Raw genomic sequence first — 16,590 nt, 5'->3', positions numbered from 1 at the left:
GCTGGTAAAAATGCTGGTAAAGCTGGTTCGATTTGTGTTTTACCAGCACGCGGAGGGAACCGTCATGTCACTTACTGATACCAAAGTAAAAAATACCAGACCATCGGAAAAGGCCGTCAAGCTCACTGACGGGTTTGGCCTCTATCTGCTGGTGCATCCTAACGGTTCAAAATACTGGCAGTTAGGCTATCGCTTTGATGGCAAACAGAAGGTGTTTTCCATTGGGGTTTACCCTGCGGTTTCACTTGCCGATGCCAGACAACGCCGGGACGAGGCCAAAAGGCTGCTGGCTCAGGGGATTGACCCGAACGCTAAAAAACAGGCTGATGAAAAAGTCCTTCAGGAGAAGCGGGATAAAACCCGCTCGTTCCGTGTCGTCGCCAAAAGCTGGTTTGCCACCAAAACAAAATGGTCAGAAGATTACGCCGATACTGTCTGGAAGCGCCTTGAAACCTATGTCTTCCCGGATATAGGCGACAGAAACGTTTCAGAACTGGATACGGGTGATCTGCTTGTCCCGGTCAAAAAAGCGGAAACACTCGGCTACCTTGAAATTGCCATGCGGATTAAGCAATACATCACCGCGATCCTACGTCATGCCGTCCAGCAAAAGCTTATGCGTCATAATCCGGCCTATGATATGGAAGGCGCTGTCCAGAAACCAGAGACGGAACACCGCCCTGCACTGGAGCTGGAAGAGATCCCGCTACTGCTTGAACGTATTGATGCCTACAAAGGTCGTGGACTGACTACGCTAGCGATTAAACTCAATCTGCTGATCTTCATTCGTTCCAGCGAACTTCGTTTCGCCCGGTGGTCGGAAATCGACTTCAAAAGTAAGTTATGGGTGATCCCCGAACAGCGGGAAGCGATTGAAAACGTCAAGCACTCGACTCGTGGGGCTAAAATGAAACGTCAGCACTTCGTTCCCCTTTGCAGGCAGGCTCTCAAGATACTGAAAGAGATCCGCCAGCTTACCTATGAAGAAGGCAACGAAGCAGAATTAATTTTCACTGGCTGTTATGATTCATTCAAACCCATGAGTGAAAACACTATTAACAAGGCGCTACGTAAGATGGGCTATGACACCACACAGGACATCTGCGGTCATGGTTTCCGCACACTGGCGTGTAGTGCCTTAATTGAGTCTGGTCTATGGTCAGAAGATGCTGTAGAGCTTCAAATGAGCCATAAGGAAAGTAACAGCGTTCGCGCAGCCTATACCCATAAGGCCAAGCATCTTGACCAACGCCGCCTGATGCTCCAGTGGTGGGCTGATTTTCTTGATGAGAATCGGTATGAGATGGTCAGGCCGTTTGAGTTTGCTCAGAAACAATAATCACCTTCCTACAAGCAAACAATCGCATTAAATCAAAAAATACAGGGAGGTTTTACTCTCCCTGTTACTTATCACTTACGCCCTTTGTTTTATTGTGCCAATACCGATGCAGCAAGCTGCTTCGTTAATTCGCTAGAGCGTGGGTTATCAAGGGCCGATGATGCCTTATGTTCCATTTTGCCACTGGTCTGGTTTGACGTCCCACGTTGAGAAAGCGCGGAACCCGCAAGGCTTTTCTGGATGGCTGAGGCATTAGGATCAGTCAGCGTTTTTGCAGCAGTAGAAGCCACATTTTCAGAAGTCTGTTTTACATTTTTACTCATTAAACGCATCCCCAAAAGTCATGAACATCACTTATGTAGTGTCTTCATCAAAAAAATCACTATATGCAGTTATAACCATATTCTTTATAAGCTTTAATTCCACTAAAGACAACATCATTGCTGTATAAAATCACAGTATACGTGTAGTTAATTGATTTTATTTATAAAAATATTTTGTCTAACAGGAACAAGATACGCTAAAAGCTCATTGTCATCCTGAAATTGTTGCCTTCTGAAAATCAGTGGGGAGGCCGTGCTCATAATACGCGAGGAATATCATTGAACATGCGTTAGCTCACCAGTTAGAAGATAAGGCCAAAGCAGAGTATCAACATGGGACGCTATGGGCTAAGCATGTGGCATTGATGGATGATTGGACGGGGTATCGCACAAGTGGTATCCAATCTGTTTATCAATACAGTATTATATATTTACAACATGATTATCATGCTTAGGTAATTATTTTAAATAACGTGTCTTAATCGGCATTTATTGCATTATAGTCGTTATTTTCCAGTTCATCCATTGAAAATGTTTTTCTTTCGGAGTCTCGGAGACGTTTTAAACTATTTTCAAGAACACCGACTTTTTCTAGATATTTCTCTATGTCTTTAAATTTTGATTCCTTTATTATCTCATATATAGGGGATAATATCATGTTTTTCCTTACAACATCATCTTCTTTCATAGACCGATTATAAGCATTATTTACTCTCAATACAGTTTCCCTAAGATCATCTACAAAAATGAATATATTATTGAGATCATCATCTAATTTTTTTCGCTCTTCTAATAGTTCATTATTTCGCGCTTCTTGGTTTTTGACAATTATATCAAGCCGTTCAAGTTTTTCTTTTAACTCGCTCGTATTGTATTGAGATTCAGATTTTATTCTTTCAAGTTCTGCTTTATGTTTTGCTTCACCTTCAATCATATCTATTTCATGTTGACGTTCAATCACTCTAATAGAGTTCATACTTTTTACCCTACGAGAGTCCCTTTTGGAGGAAAGAGTACAGATAATATCTGTCCGACTTAAGATGGAAAAATTCTATCGCTCTTGATAAAAAAGGCATTACTATGGTTATGATTATACCGTAAACAATAGGTTGCCAAAAGTTAATGCCCTGCATTTGAACTATCGACGTCCTATACTCAATGTTCCCTTTTCCAAACATAATAAATAATATCTTATCCCAATTATCAATACAGAAGGCTGAAATAACATATACATATAATGGTGTCGTGAAACGCTCGATCAAGGAACTTTTTATGTTATTGAAAAATGATTCCTCTGATGTTTTCTCATTGCTCATATCAATCTTCTTATAGAAAAATTAGTTTAAAAAGGGACGAACGAAATACTCGTCAACTCTAAATTTATTATCTGTGAATGTATGAATGGCATCAATACCTTCATGACATTTCCCTATTAATTCTCTAAGTATATTTTGCCTTTCAGTTTCTGTGCTTTGACTTACTTCATCCACTACATTAATCAATGGAAAACTTAATTTATTCCTATAGATATTTTTAATTATTTCAAAAGACTCTTTAAAATCATCTCTGATCTTCCATCTATGGCGTTCAATAATATTGGAACTGATAGTTACAATTTCAATTTGTGTATTAGACAGTCTATTGGTAATTTTCTCCAACCGAGTTTCCAATATATCATTTGGAATTCTATTGGATGTCATTGATAACAAAACGATAACCAATTTATGCAAATCAATTCTATATTGAGGATACAGTTCAAATATCAATTTTTTTGCATCATTATATGCTTCCTCATCATTTTTACTTTTGAAATAGCTCTTAGCCTTAAAAGCGCCATAAATCGCAGAACCGGCGATCATCACATTAGATATAGTATTAATCCAATCTGTAGTATTACTCATTTCCCACCATATCGTATACATAAAACAATAATCGATTATACACATTTCTATACCTAATAATAAATATCAAATGACATTCATTTTAATGATATTAATGCAAATTTCATAATGAAGGGGAATGTATCCATTAAGAATATTGGAGCAAAAATGACCAACTAAACGCGTAAATTTATTGTCCACGCGCCAAGCAACAGTGGTCATTCCGGGCACGCCAAAAGACTAAGCACCTTTACCAGCGGAGCTAAATACTTCAATGATGGAGATCATGTTCAGGTGTTGAAGTATAGAGTTAGAACGGCCTGATAAGAAAGTCCTCTTTTATCGATATATTATTAGGTAAAATCAATCGCCTACAAGTACATAGATAGTGTAGTATACACCATATGTAAATATCTCAGGGAGTTAATCTGATGTCTATAAGCACCACAATGTCAAATATCAACAGAATACAAAAAGACATTGCTAGTCTACAAAAACAACTTTCTGATGAGCAGCGTAAAGAGGCCCAACTTTCAGGAAAAATCAATCAAATAAAGCGTAGCGTCACTAAGTCAACGTCTTTAAGCACATTGAATTCCAAAATGTCAGAGATCTCTCGTCATAAAAATGATATTTCAAGATGTAACTCTAAAAAAGCAGATATTAATAAAAAAATAACAGCAAAAACTGGAGACTTACACCGTTATCAATTACAACTCATTAAAGAGCAAGAGAATGACCAGAAAAAAAGAATTGCTGCACAGAAGAAACTTGAAAAAGAACAATTAGATTACCAGAAGAAAATCACACGAGAATTGAAATCGCAGAAAAGGGCAATATCTCCAAGCCATAAATTCAATCGTCCAGTCATCAACAAATCTGATGAGACAGAAGATATTACAGAGAGTTATGATGTTTTTATCTCTCATGCAACAGAAGATAAAGATAGTTTTGTCCGTCCCCTTGCTGAGTTGTTAAGAGCAAAAGGGATAAATGTATGGTATGACGAATTCTCTTTAGGCTGGGGTAAAAGTCTACGTAAGACAATCGATTATGGATTAGCAAATTCTCGGTTTGGAGTTGTTGTTTTATCTAAATCCTTTATCAAAAAGGACTGGACAGAGTATGAATTAAATGGTTTGACTGCTAGAGAGATGAGCGGTGAAAACCAAGTAATACTGCCTATCTGGCACGAAGTATCTAAATCTGATATTTTAAAATTCAGCCCTACACTAGTAGATAAAATGGCATTAAATACATCGATAAATACCATTGATGAAATTGCTGAACAGCTTGAATCATTATTGAAATGAAATAAATATTTAAGCGAAAGGGAACTCTCCATTGGAGAGAATACATATCACTTGGGAAAACTGAATCAACTCATTGAGCTGTAAACTACTCCCTATATATTAGACAATCAGATATATTATAAAAGTGAATATCTTTAAAAGACACTTATTAAATAATATGTTATTTATTAAAAGTTAAATTTTATTATAATGTTTAAACACAAACATTAATTCCTCAACAGTTAACATTATTGGCATGCATATAATCTTCTGTAATTACTATAAAAGTGATCATTCTTTCCACCACCACAACGTTGATCATCATATTGAGCAATTAACGTTCCTGATAAATAGCTGTATTTTGAGCTATATGCCGATCCCGGGCAAGAACATCCCCTTGTATCGCTGTTTGGTATTACACACTTATAGCCCGATACTTGGTCTGTGATCGTGATATAAATACCTTTTAATCTATCACCACTTACTGTTTGCCACTTACCACTGACGCAGGATAAAACCTTACCCATACTGTCTCGGCCCACCAGACCATTAGGCGTACATTTCGCATTTAAAGTCGCCTGATCATTAAAATAGTCATTGTGCCTGAACGATATAATTCATGGCAACATTCTTAGGTCTTGTTTCATTACCTGCCCGAACGACTCTCGAAGCATCAAACGTATATTTCCTTACTTCATTGCTTTTATGACCTTCATCACCTTCACCTAACGCACCACTATCCGCGAAAGCGCCACTCACATATTTACCGATGTTTCCACTCTGTGATACATCAGCCGCCATATGACCTGTAATATTTTGAATCTGATCATCCTGATAAGAATTAATAACTCTTCCTGAGTCAAGTCCTCTTCCCGAATCCAGCCCTCGAATAAATACTCCTCTTAAATCAGGAAGTCTTCCTCTTGGATAGGCTTTTGCTAACTGAGGATATAGGGCAGTATTAAAAGATTGTCCCCTGCATATTAACCAACCTACAGGCGCTGTATTTGAAGGCCAAGGAACAGGTGAACCAACTGGCAGGTTACTGACAACAGACCATTTTCCATTAACGCAGGATAATATATTTCCCATGTTGTCTTTAGATATCAGGCCTATACTTGGACATGTCCCACCAGTTGTATTCGTCGATGTAGGTTGTAGAGTATGTCCCTGAATATTTCCAGATGCTGCAATACTACCAGTGCTTCCTGTCCCCGGAGTAATAGCAAAATCACCTTGGTTGGTTTGTTTCCCAAAAACCTGAAGCCTTGTTTCAGTACTGGTGCCACCATTTCGCCAGATGGTTAGCGGCTTAACAGTATCTAATCTGAACTCATAATCGTTAGCATCTCCACCACCAATACTGAAACTATCACCACCACCGTTATGACCATTAAATTGTCCACCGGATGTGATACTTTTACCTGTATCTAATGTTCCACTAATCGTTCCATTACCAATCGTAGACAGCCCTCCACTAATTTTCAGCGTAGTGAGATCTGTTCGATTGCTTGCCATATGAATAGATAAGGTCTTATCCTTAGACATGGTTATTTCATAGTCGTTATTAACAGCATCGCCGCCAAAATGTATGGCATCACCATAACCATTATGCGCTATTATTTCTTGTGCTGCGATTATTCTCCCTGCGGAAGAAACATCCCCACCAAAGATCCCCGTTCCCGATGCGGTAATGTTCTTGGCATTATTAATATCGTTAGTGCCCATATTGAGATTTCCAGTCATAGGCAATGTTCCATCGCGACGCAAGTAAACAGAATACATAGAACTATCATAGCCCACACGGTAAACCAGTAATCCTGCTTTATTAATTGCCGGGTAATCAGTAGACTTTTCTGTCCACACTCCATTATATCCTGATGCCTGAGCAGGCGATTTCGTCATACCGCTATCAATACCTGCTGATTGCATCGATTTTCCTAACAGGTCGTATCGCGTTTTTCCACCTTCGACCCAAGGTATCGTCGTAGCAATCAAACCATTGATAACATAGTTTGGTGATACGCCTGATCGTTTTAACAGGATTTTATAAGAAGACTTTTGGGCATTAACTCCCGCATATGTAGAGGGCAAGAGACTTTCATTCACCAGCGTCTGGTAAGTGATTTCACAGCCATTAGCCGTACAGGTTCTTGGTCCCGGATCGCTACTTTGACTGCGTGAAGATGACAGTGTGGAAAGCTTATTATAGCGAATGCTAATATAACGGTTAACTGCTTCGCCAACCTGTTTCATTTGAAAGCCTACCGCCTGTGCCATTACTGCTTCCTGTTCTTTCCTCATGTCCTGAAACTTCATAAAACCAATAAGAGAACCTATACCTAAAACGATGGTGATCTCTAATAGAGTAAATCCTCTTTTCTTTATCATAATTATATCTCCCATCTGAAAATATGATCCAAAAAGGGGCATAAAGTGCCCCTTTAATTAAATAGACGTGAATACTAATGTATTACTTGTAGCGTTATTACATGCTGCGGCGGTAGCTGCTACATCAAGGGTACCATCTGCAGCTTTTACTACTTTAGAACCCACTTTAGCAGTGTAAAAATTGCCTGCCGCAGCCAGCGTCACGTTCCCTTTGAATGCGTTAATTGGTTTAGCTGCATTGCCTGTTCCACTTAACATATTATCAGGGAAGATTTTTGCCTGAACAGCTACGGTATTCGTTAGCCCAGTAAAGCTGGATGCTGATGTATAGAGTGCTTTGACACCTGCCTGTATGGTGGCAATATTATTACTTTCCGCTTGCGCTCTTTGTGAAGCCTGAACCTTGGGATACACAATAAAAGCCGCTACTACTAATGCGGCAATAATCCCCAGAACAAGTAATAATTCGAGTAATGAGAAACCTTTTTTGCTTTTTCTTTTACTATTTAATAAAACCATTATTATCTCCTTTATTTATTTTAATGATATCTCCTGTTATAACGCTTCTCTCATTTCTGGCAATAGATGGCGTAAGATATATTTAACTCTATCTGATAGACGGATGAATTGAAAAAGGCAAAGATCGCTCTTTGACTTTTGGGAGATTTAAATACAACATTTATTATCACAGCGTTTGTCATTATCACCTTCCCATGAGATATATAATCATATCCGATGAAAAAGTAATAATGACGTTTACTACATAAAGATAAAAATTAACAGATTACTGGTCGAACAGAACGCATGATTGATTGAAAAGGAAAAAAATATGTATTAATAAAGTATTATCCTGCGCTCTGTTCTTTTATATAGATAACAGATATTAATTAGATATCAACCCCTGTCATGAAATTTATTTAATATTTTTTATTTTTGTCTGCCATCCATTTGAGCAAGAAACCATCTCCCTGCTTTTATATATTTGACTCTTTCAATATCATTCAACTCAGATGCTGAAAGTAAAATCCCCATAACAAGTTCCTTATCCACCTGTTCGATACCACAATTCATAGCCTTGGCTACTTCTGCCCCAAGAATAATCTTAAGCCTTGTTTCAACTTTCTTTTGTTCTGATTTCTCCATTGACTTTAAACGGTTAAGTTCAAGTTGAGCAAATGCCACCTTTTGTTTTAATGTTTTTTCTGTTCTTGATCTTTTAGTTTCATTATCCATGATTATTACCTCTTATTGTTTATACGTATTTAATTATCACAAAGGTAAATAACGTCAAATTTACACCGTTTTGTCAGAAGGAATAGTTCTGGAGCATCCATAAATAAAATAGTGCAATACATGCGATAGTAATCACTAACACAAAACATCTGGCACTCTCCGCGTTACTTATTTTTGTACTTTTGTTATTTTATTTTCACCTATCAGCTTTAAACTCTATTTTTCAACCTCAACCTGTGAATTGTGCAACACATAACACTCTCCGTTTTATTAGCTTTTTTCTTCAATTTTAGCTATCCCGCCTTTCGGCGGGAACAATTAATACTTCTTTTGCCATTACGGGCCTTTTCTTTATTTTTTCCCTTCGGACGTGAAACCTACACCTTTAATCCAGTTCGTGTCGTTTAATTTAACGCATCATTTTACAACTATCAGTATATTTCGTATTAATTAACTAAGGGGGAGTTTTTACATTGGCTTATTTTTTAAAGACAATGCCCACCTATACACTGCTACGCAGTGTGTGGGGTCTACCGACGGTTGCCTGCCGCAGGCTAAAAGCAAAACCAACGTCAACCCCGAAGTTTTTCTTACGTAAAACTAACGGCAGCATTTATATTTGAGGTTAATTTATTAATGGCGATTTTTCATCTGGATTTTAAAATTGTGAAACGAAGCGAAGGCATGACTTCCGTTGCGAAGGCTGCCTACCATATCCGTACACGTATTACAGATGATCGCATCGGTGAAACATACGATTTCAGCCACAGAACAGATCTATATGGTCATATTATATTGGCACCTGTTTCCGCACCTGCTCATATTGTTGAAAGCTCCTCAGCATTGTGGAATGAAGTTGAAAGAGTGGAACGCCAGAACAACGGACAAACAGCGCGTTATTTTGATGTCGCTATCCCCGTAGAACTCAGCAATGATGACAAGAAAAAATTAGTTGCCGAATACTGCCAGAAAAACTTTGTCGATAAGGGGATGATTGCTGATATCGCATTTCATGATCTGGACAGTAAAAACCCACATGCTCACGTCATGTTAACCCTGAAAACCATTGGTCCAGAAGGCTTCGGCAAAAAAGACAGAAGCTGGAATGATAAGAAGATGGTTGTTCAGTGGCGTGAGTCGTGGGCCACGATGTCAAACAGCTACCTTGAGACCGCAGGCCGTGAAGAACGTATCGATCACCGTTCTCTCAGAACTCAATGTGCTGATGCCCTTGCCCAAGCAGAAGAAGCATTCAGCGCTGAAGAAAAAGCCTTCTGGCTTGCCAAAGCAACCGAAACAAACCGTCCAGCAATGCAACGAGTTCATCGTGCCAAGTGGAATAACACCGAGTCACAGGAACAGCGAGCTACAGAACAAGCTTTACGTGATCAGCAAATAGAGGAAGCGAAGAAGGTCTACAACACATTCAGTGAGCTACCACTGGAGATCGTGGTTGATGTCAGAAGCTTTACGATTACACATCTTGCTGAACCCGAAGAAATCGTTATCCCTGACTTCCCGGCTACAACTAAACAGCAACCTGTTATGACGACACACGCCACAAGCAGAAGACCAGCAACAAAATCTTACCGTAATCCCAATAAGGTCAGTAAAGTAAATGTATCAGGGAAGAAATCTCCCGTTCTGATTGTTCCTGAACCAACTGCATCCACTAAATTGAAAACCCCATCTATTCAAAACACCAGAGCGAAGAACCGCGCTCCGATGAGGAGTAGGAAACAGACCAAGCCCCGCCAGAATGGTTTGTTTAAACGTTTCACGCTACTGATAGTAGGATATATAAGAGAGAAATTTATATGGGCCAGAAGGAAACCCGATACCACTGATGCTGACCATGATAAGCGTATCGCAGAGAACTATGTCTATGATGAAGTGCTGGGTATCAATGTTCCACGCTCGGAGTTTGAAAAACGCGCTAAATTTAACAATGACCAGACATCACCAGAAGCAAGCATCTATGGCAATGAATCAGACCATGACAAAACCGTTCGTTTTCCAAGTCGTCCGAAAGATGTACAAACAGAGATTGATAAATACATAGATCTCATACCATCAAGCCCCTCAGAGTATTCAGGAAAGTCCCATGTTTCAAAGTTGAGACCACTGGCATATCGTAATAATAATTATAATGAATAGCAAAATAGAAAATACATTTTTATTTAAGCTCCATAACTGGCCTTTGATTTCAATATTTTTATGCTGTGTTCAAAACCATTATACTGCAAAAAGTTAACAATATCGCTTTCTTTAAATTTATTGTTTGGACCTAATATCAATTCTGAAACGGCATCTTTTGGGAAACCTAATTCGTAATATGATATAATTTGATTATTGGATATTCTATATTTCAGATCTTTAATTGATGATGATTCTGGGTATTCATATCTTCCTGTATCAAGAGTTTGATAAACTAATCGTACTTCTTTTTCCTCCTTAAATGCTGGGTTTTTAGTCGTGGTATTTAAGTGAATAATATTGGAAATTAATTCAAGGATGCATTTGTCGTAGCGGTTAAATTTTGATGTCGATATAATTTCATTCATATAGTATTTTTTTATGAATGAATATCTTGATAATATCCTTTCAGCTAAGCATTCAATTACGTTAATATCCATATAAGATATATCGCTAAGAGTTAGTCGGTGTTTAGGATCAAGGTTATTACCTATAATCCCATCATAGACATCGAGCTTTTCTCTGTCGAATCCGATGGATACACCAAAGCCATCTTTTGCATACGCACGCCATTGACTTAAAATATCCCCAGATTTAGATAGACAACAAGCAAATGGTGTTCCAATAGATATATTGTCATCCAAATGTGCTATAAACTGGTCAACGCAGTTAGCATCTAAGTTTTTATATAAATATTTTTTAAGTGTAGAGTAAAACCACTTTTTCTCCATGTAATCGTTCATATGATCCATAGAGCTTAGCCATAATCGCTGATTCTGAATAATACTGAAGAAAGATTCAGGGCTGCAATAATGATAGATTGTATTCATCTTATTCAAAGTCCTTTTATAAGAGACAATTTCTAAAATCATCATACCACACAATTTCATTACCAGCACATCTGTTTCTAATATCAGGGAGCAATTTGTCAGGTAAGATGCGAACCTGATTTATTAAGGTCTCAGCTCAAGGTCGATTAAGGGCACTCTATCCAATCCTCTTATATAGATATAAACCATACTCCTATAAATCAAGAATATGGTTTTTGTTTTATGCTTAATTACATTCTTCGCCTAAACACTACATTATCAGCAAAAATAACTTTGCCAGCAACAAACCCTACGATAGCAATTATCGGAAGGCTGATAGTAGCTCCTGCCATACCGATCAACGTCGATAAACCAAAAGTCAACAACAAAACAACAGCAGCATACCAGCCGGGATAAGTGCCACATAACACAGTCGCTAAGCAACCTGTGCAAACGTGAACCCCACGCTGGCTCTCTTTGAAACAGAACGGGCATTTGATGGTATTGTTTTCCATATTGGTTTCCTTAATTGGCTTTCCAGCCATTGCTGGTCTTAAAGAGATTCATTGCACCATCAGCAGGTTCATTCATTCCTTTAACACTGGCGAATGCCTTTTTGTCAATCCAGTTCGGAACGTCAACCAGCTTCCACGTATAAGACACACGAACCACTTTCTGATTACCGTTTCCCGGCTCAGTCCATTCCTTAATCTCGTCAACAGCACGACGACCAACACAGGCACCGTCTGTTGTGCTCCAGACTTTGGCTTTTTTGCCTTCCTCTGTTATCCCTAATACGTTCGAGTCATAGCCCTGTTCAAAAACCATCAGGCCCTGCTCAATAAAACCGTCGAGGATCACTGAATTCGTCCCTGTGCCAGTCGAATCAAGCCGTGGCTTGGCAAGACGGATCGGGAAGCTGGTGTTATTGTTATCCAGCGAGAAGCAGTATTTGTCCTGCCCAATCTTGGCATTGATCGCTTTCTCAAACTCACCTTTCTCACCACACCCCGCCAGCGCCAGAGCCGCGCCAGCAACGAGTAAAATCTTCTTCATCTGCTTATCCATCCTGATAATCAAAATTGCGTATATTTTTTGACCTAATCCGGTCAGGGCTAGAGTTGTTGCGGGATCCGGCTGATATCACATGGCAAAACCACCGCTTAACCAATTGATAGGATTCAATTCTTTTAGCGTCTCGTCATATCGTTTAAAACGATCAAAAACAATCTTATGATAGTTTTCAACTATCATGAATAGATATTCGATCGATAATAACAATTAATAACCGATCGATATCACACTTTCAATCGTTATAATCTATCGATAACTAATTATCGATCTTTTATATCGATCATAATTTCAAGTTCTGATAGCCTTGCAACGCCGAGACCGACGCCATGAGTTTGGTGCTGTAGGACGTATAAAACGAAGCAAAGCTCTGTGAGCGGGTTCAGTCTCTTTAACTCATTTACATGGAGGAAGTAAGAGTGGAAGCAACAGGTATCGTATTTTTAGTGGTGCTCTTCGTCATTATCATGACCGCAGCAGATATACAGAAGAAAAAGCACTACAACAGCTTTACGGAAGTTCTGGACGGCGACATTCTTTCGTATGAATGCCAGCAGACAGGTATTGTTATTGATACTCAAAAACATACTGTCCGTATTTTCAATAAAGATAAAGACAGCACATATACTTTTGATGAAATCCGGGAAATAAATTATACGCTTTCAGAGGGTGGTAAGTTTTACGGCAATGGAACATTACGAGGTATGAATAATGCGGCTATTGCTAACTGGAGAGAACAACTTTCAGCTAATAAACGGTCTGGTCTAAATATTTTAACCGATGATATTAAAAATCCCATGTGGAAAGTTAATGTTCCCCTGAAAAATAAAAGCACCTCAAATCACGAACTTTGCGAGCGGTGAATGCTGGTATTTAAAAAGTATGTTTTCTAACCTGTTACCTTTCATCTATTTATAGAACAAAAATGAAAAAATTATTATTTGCTATTTTTATCATACTTCCGCTTGGTGGCTGTACCGTTCATGGTAATAAATCTCTAACTGATGAAAATCATCAGACGGTTAAATTAAAAATCGTCAAGGGTAAAACTACCCAACTAGAAATTCTTGCTGCCTTTGGAGAACCTCAGACACGCGCTACGAATGATGGACAGGAGATGTGGAACTACTCAAGTATGACGGGAGAAAGCCAATTATCTAACTACATACCCGGCCTTGCTCTATTGACCAATAGCAGCACGGCACACATTAAATCACTGGATATCTGGTTTAAAGGTGATGTTGTGGAACGTTATAATTTTAGTCAGACAGCCAGTAAAGTTACACGAGGTATGATTGATTAGTGGTTTCATTTTATTTTTATGAAAACTAACTTCATGAGTAAGATCATTTCCCAAGGAAGTGATCTTACTCTATATGATTAGATTATATTCTTTCTAACACTCAATACTTTTTCAACATAATCAGTTTCGAATTTACTAACAGATGCAGTCCCATAAAAGAATTCATTATTATAAACCATTCGATGCTTAGCTACAGCATCAAGAATAAACCTAAAACTAAATTGCCTCTCAATATCCATCATCCCACTATAAAACATATCAAGTGAAGGCATCCAATCGTATAGGTAACGACATTCATCAAGCACCAACATATCCATATACATATTGGTGTCTTTTGCTTTGTATTTCCATCTCAGTGTTTTTTCCATATTTACATGATAAGGTACGGATAACTGTCTGAATAAAACCTCTTTAATTTGATGAAACAAAAAAAGATCACAAAATGGATAAACTTTTTGATACCAATTTATTTTATTGAGATTTCGCAGAGAATCACTATAGAAATTATTCTCTGTACGCCCTTCATTTAATAGAAAGTGCATATTAGAAATGTTTTTTATTAAATCATGAGCATTACCATTAGCACTCATTTGCGATAAAAAAGACTGAGCATAATCGTTAAAATCATCATCGCAATAAATATCTTGATAGTAATTCTTATCTTTATTATTGTATTTTTTATCTATTGATGCAATTGTCCAAAGGATTGGAAATAGCCCTGAATCAACTATAATATCCCCACCATTCCCATTACTATCAAAATGAAATAAATCATTTACGCTTTTAGTTAGATCGTTGTAATTAGAAATTTTAAACATATTTTTATATAAAGAATGCGATGAGGTGAAATTATCATATGGAGAGATCACCGAAATCAGATCAACTAATAATCTCGTTATATACTGCCCATAGAAATCTTCAATTTCACATTCAACTTTTTTATGCCACTCATCAAGGCTATAACCTTCAGAAATTGCACCATCAGTACAGTTCCATTCAGGATTATTACTCTCCAGTGTTGATTTTGGATAGAGATAACTCGCAACTAAATTTACGATATTTTTATGTTCATTCGCGTTTTGTTCTTTTGACGGTAGACTTACATTTGTTATCATAACACCAAGAGGTGAAAGCGCATGATATTTTAATATTGATGTTATTGCCTTTAATGTTTTCTGACCAGCTTTCTTACTCGGCAATGGCCCACAGAAATCAAGATATATAAGATCAAATTTCTGCGGTGACACCTCAAAAAAATCCCCAACATTAGCTTTAATTAATTTTATAAACGGAAATTTTGAAGAAAGTGCTGAAATTACAGCCTCATTATATATTTTAGCATCACTTTCAAATGCCCAAATATTTTCTGGCAAAAGCCCCATATCAGTCATTTCAGTTAAATCATTTTCAGGGTTAGGCCCAGATAAATATGCGACTTTAATACTACGTGCAGTCCTATCCTGAATCACTGAATCATAGAATTCCTCCCACCGAATTATTGTTTCCTCCGATAACTCATCAACAATAAACGCACGTAGATCACTCTCGTCTTTCCTATAAAACGCTTTAACTTTTCGAATATAGTCTTTAGGAGCTAAAGTCGAGTCTTTTCTACACAAAGTAAGCGCCTCAATCGCAGCTTTTAAAACACTTTTACGAGCTATATTTTTATTTTCTTCTTTATACATTATTAAATTCCACTCTATGATTTAGCATTCACATTTTAGTAAAAATATCAACTAAGGTATAATCTGAATAGACTCAGACATTTTAATGTTGCCAATGCGTATGGGCAGCCCACCTTCTTGCTGGCATAACTTCTTAATGGATTGCCACTCCGCTTTTTCAGACTCCATGTGAGCAGCGAGCGAATCAAATGCACCTTCGGCTACAACGATGGTAGGTTCTTCATCTGTTTCATTGCCAGTCGACTCCGCATTTGGATTTTCAGCGCGTTCTTCTTCCAGTTCAGCCAGACTCGCTTTCAGCTCATCAAGACTGCTGGCGGCGTCTTTTGGTGCATAGAAGAACAGCCCGCTAATGAAGATGGCTTCCATAACCTCACTGAAAGAAAACGAGGTATCGCCATAAATGAAGCAACTGTGCTTCGAACTCTTCACACCCGATATGTTTTTCTTCAACAAACCGTCTTTCGGTGAAGTCATCAATGTCTGTTTGCTATAGAGGATTACAGGCAGATTCTTTATCTCGTGAACATCACCACTGATGCTCCATCGTTCTTTATCACCTTTAATGAGGCCAGAAGCCTCACAGCCACTTTCAATCTCAAATTCATCTGTCAGAACGCGTTCCCGGTTTAAATAGTCAGAAAAATCCTCTCCATCCTGCATCTCCTGACGTTTATAAGCGCGGTAAACCATGCTACGGCGATCAATCCCAATCCATTCAATATCCCATGTCGTTGGCCCGGACGGTTTTCTTACCTCATCTATATAAGCACCAACATCTCTGTCCAGATAAGCCGCTAACAAAGCCTTCCACGGTTCTATTGCCAGAAAGATACTTGCCAGCGTTGTTCCTTCTTCAATCAGAACGGTATGGTGGAAGAAACGGAGAAGAAAGAACGGATCGGTATCGGCTATGATGTTCTGGATGGATAGCAATGGAACGGCAGCGGTTTCATCGTAATCGGACTGAAACCGTAGTATTGAATCGGAACAAAAAATTAACTGACCTTCCATCGCTCATCCTCCTCCTGTAGTTATCAGATTAAATATTTTACCAGATCATAG

Annotated in this window: 16 protein-coding genes and 2 pseudogenes; 6 read left to right on the top strand and 12 right to left on the bottom strand. The window is 38.3% G+C overall.

Annotated features, from left to right (window positions below):
* The first annotated feature begins 64 nt into the window (after positions 1-64).
* Positions 65-1,339, top strand: coding sequence for a tyrosine-type recombinase/integrase (locus ACQ29O_RS08660; protein WP_001676442.1), 1,275 nt, complete (start codon positions 65-67; stop codon positions 1,337-1,339).
* Positions 1,340-1,428: 89 nt separating this feature from the next.
* On the opposite strand, the gene ACQ29O_RS08655 is transcribed toward ACQ29O_RS08660, so the two are convergent.
* Entirely contained in the window at positions 1,429-1,662 is a 234-nt protein-coding gene (locus ACQ29O_RS08655; RefSeq protein WP_001747333.1) for a hypothetical protein, read from the bottom strand.
* Positions 1,663-1,925: 263 nt separating this feature from the next.
* Between ACQ29O_RS08655 and ACQ29O_RS08650 the strand changes: the two are divergent.
* A pseudogene (locus ACQ29O_RS08650) lies at positions 1,926-2,117 on the top strand (hypothetical protein); the annotation flags it as partial.
* Positions 2,118-2,140: 23 nt separating this feature from the next.
* On the opposite strand, the gene ACQ29O_RS08645 reads toward ACQ29O_RS08650, so the two are convergent.
* Together ACQ29O_RS08645 and ACQ29O_RS08640 are read right to left on the bottom strand one after the other, a co-directional pair.
* Positions 2,141-2,638 carry a hypothetical protein gene (locus ACQ29O_RS08645; protein WP_001084817.1) on the bottom strand — a complete coding sequence of 166 codons (498 nt, stop codon included), beginning with the start codon at positions 2,636-2,638 and terminating at the stop codon, positions 2,141-2,143.
* 361 nt (positions 2,639-2,999) lie between these two features.
* Positions 3,000-3,563, bottom strand: coding sequence for a hypothetical protein (locus ACQ29O_RS08640; RefSeq protein WP_000072670.1), 564 nt, complete (start codon positions 3,561-3,563; stop codon positions 3,000-3,002).
* 410 nt (positions 3,564-3,973) lie between these two features.
* Here ACQ29O_RS08640 and ACQ29O_RS08635 point away from each other — a divergent pair, with 410 nt between their 5' ends.
* The gene (locus ACQ29O_RS08635; RefSeq protein WP_000028416.1) at positions 3,974-4,855 is read left to right on the top strand and encodes a toll/interleukin-1 receptor domain-containing protein; all 882 of its coding nucleotides are present in this window, start codon (positions 3,974-3,976) and stop codon (positions 4,853-4,855) included.
* A 227-nt stretch (positions 4,856-5,082) separates the two neighbouring features.
* On the opposite strand, the pseudogene ACQ29O_RS08630 reads toward ACQ29O_RS08635, so the two are convergent.
* The 4 genes and pseudogenes from ACQ29O_RS08630 to ACQ29O_RS08615 all read right to left on the bottom strand — a co-directional run.
* Positions 5,083-5,427 (bottom strand): annotated as a pseudogene (locus tag ACQ29O_RS08630) (shufflon system plasmid conjugative transfer pilus tip adhesin PilV); the annotation flags it as partial.
* 1 nt (position 5,428) lies between these two features.
* Positions 5,429-7,267: a tail fiber protein gene (locus tag ACQ29O_RS08625; RefSeq protein WP_001127943.1), complete on the bottom strand. Its 1,839-nt coding sequence runs from the start codon at positions 7,265-7,267 to the stop codon at positions 5,429-5,431.
* A 15-nt stretch (positions 7,268-7,282) separates the two neighbouring features.
* Positions 7,283-7,744, bottom strand: coding sequence for a type 4 pilus major pilin (locus ACQ29O_RS08620; RefSeq protein ID WP_000243509.1), 462 nt, complete (start codon positions 7,742-7,744; stop codon positions 7,283-7,285).
* A 408-nt stretch (positions 7,745-8,152) separates the two neighbouring features.
* A complete protein-coding gene (locus ACQ29O_RS08615; protein ID WP_000368357.1) occupies positions 8,153-8,458 on the bottom strand; it encodes a conjugal transfer protein TraD in 306 nt (101 codons plus the stop codon).
* A 636-nt stretch (positions 8,459-9,094) separates the two neighbouring features.
* Here ACQ29O_RS08615 and mobQ point away from each other — a divergent pair.
* A complete protein-coding gene (gene mobQ / locus ACQ29O_RS08610) occupies positions 9,095-10,615 on the top strand; it encodes a MobQ family relaxase (RefSeq protein ID WP_254486125.1) in 1,521 nt (506 codons plus the stop codon).
* A gap of 23 nt (positions 10,616-10,638) precedes the next feature.
* Here mobQ and ACQ29O_RS08605 read toward each other — a convergent pair whose 3' ends face one another.
* The 3 genes from ACQ29O_RS08605 to ACQ29O_RS08595 form a co-directional block, all read right to left on the bottom strand.
* Complete coding sequence (locus ACQ29O_RS08605; protein ID WP_000972946.1) at positions 10,639-11,529, bottom strand: DUF2971 domain-containing protein; 891 nt, start codon at positions 11,527-11,529, stop codon at positions 10,639-10,641.
* Between the two features lie 185 nt (positions 11,530-11,714).
* The gene (locus ACQ29O_RS08600; protein WP_000430094.1) at positions 11,715-11,978 is read right to left on the bottom strand and encodes a hypothetical protein; all 264 of its coding nucleotides are present in this window, start codon (positions 11,976-11,978) and stop codon (positions 11,715-11,717) included.
* A gap of 10 nt (positions 11,979-11,988) precedes the next feature.
* On the bottom strand, positions 11,989-12,519 hold the full coding sequence (locus tag ACQ29O_RS08595) for a lipoprotein (protein ID WP_000722542.1): 531 nt from the start codon (positions 12,517-12,519) through the stop codon (positions 11,989-11,991).
* A 434-nt stretch (positions 12,520-12,953) separates the two neighbouring features.
* Between ACQ29O_RS08595 and ACQ29O_RS08590 the strand changes: the two genes are divergently transcribed.
* Positions 12,954-13,397, top strand: coding sequence for a DUF4755 domain-containing protein (locus tag ACQ29O_RS08590; protein ID WP_253336028.1), 444 nt, complete (start codon positions 12,954-12,956; stop codon positions 13,395-13,397).
* A 62-nt stretch (positions 13,398-13,459) separates the two neighbouring features.
* Positions 13,460-13,837, top strand: a complete 378-nt coding sequence (locus tag ACQ29O_RS08585; RefSeq protein WP_000734570.1) for a hypothetical protein — start codon at positions 13,460-13,462, stop codon at positions 13,835-13,837.
* Positions 13,838-13,914: 77 nt separating this feature from the next.
* On the opposite strand, the gene ACQ29O_RS08580 is transcribed toward ACQ29O_RS08585, so the two are convergent.
* Both ACQ29O_RS08580 and ACQ29O_RS08575 read right to left on the bottom strand, forming a co-directional pair.
* Positions 13,915-15,525 (bottom strand): class I SAM-dependent methyltransferase, encoded by a 1,611-nt coding sequence (locus ACQ29O_RS08580; RefSeq protein WP_000276239.1) that lies wholly within the window; start codon positions 15,523-15,525, stop codon positions 13,915-13,917.
* Between the two features lie 51 nt (positions 15,526-15,576).
* On the bottom strand, positions 15,577-16,539 hold the full coding sequence (locus ACQ29O_RS08575) for a hypothetical protein (protein ID WP_020936928.1): 963 nt from the start codon (positions 16,537-16,539) through the stop codon (positions 15,577-15,579).
* Between the last annotated feature and the right edge of the window lie 51 nt (positions 16,540-16,590).

Origin of the sequence: Salmonella sp. GDC200615 (genome assembly GCF_050574145.1) — a bacterium.
Taxonomy (GTDB): domain Bacteria; phylum Pseudomonadota; class Gammaproteobacteria; order Enterobacterales; family Enterobacteriaceae; genus Salmonella; species Salmonella enterica.
The sequence above is the reverse complement of the archived record's forward strand: the minus strand, read 5'-3'. Positions and strand labels throughout refer to the sequence as shown.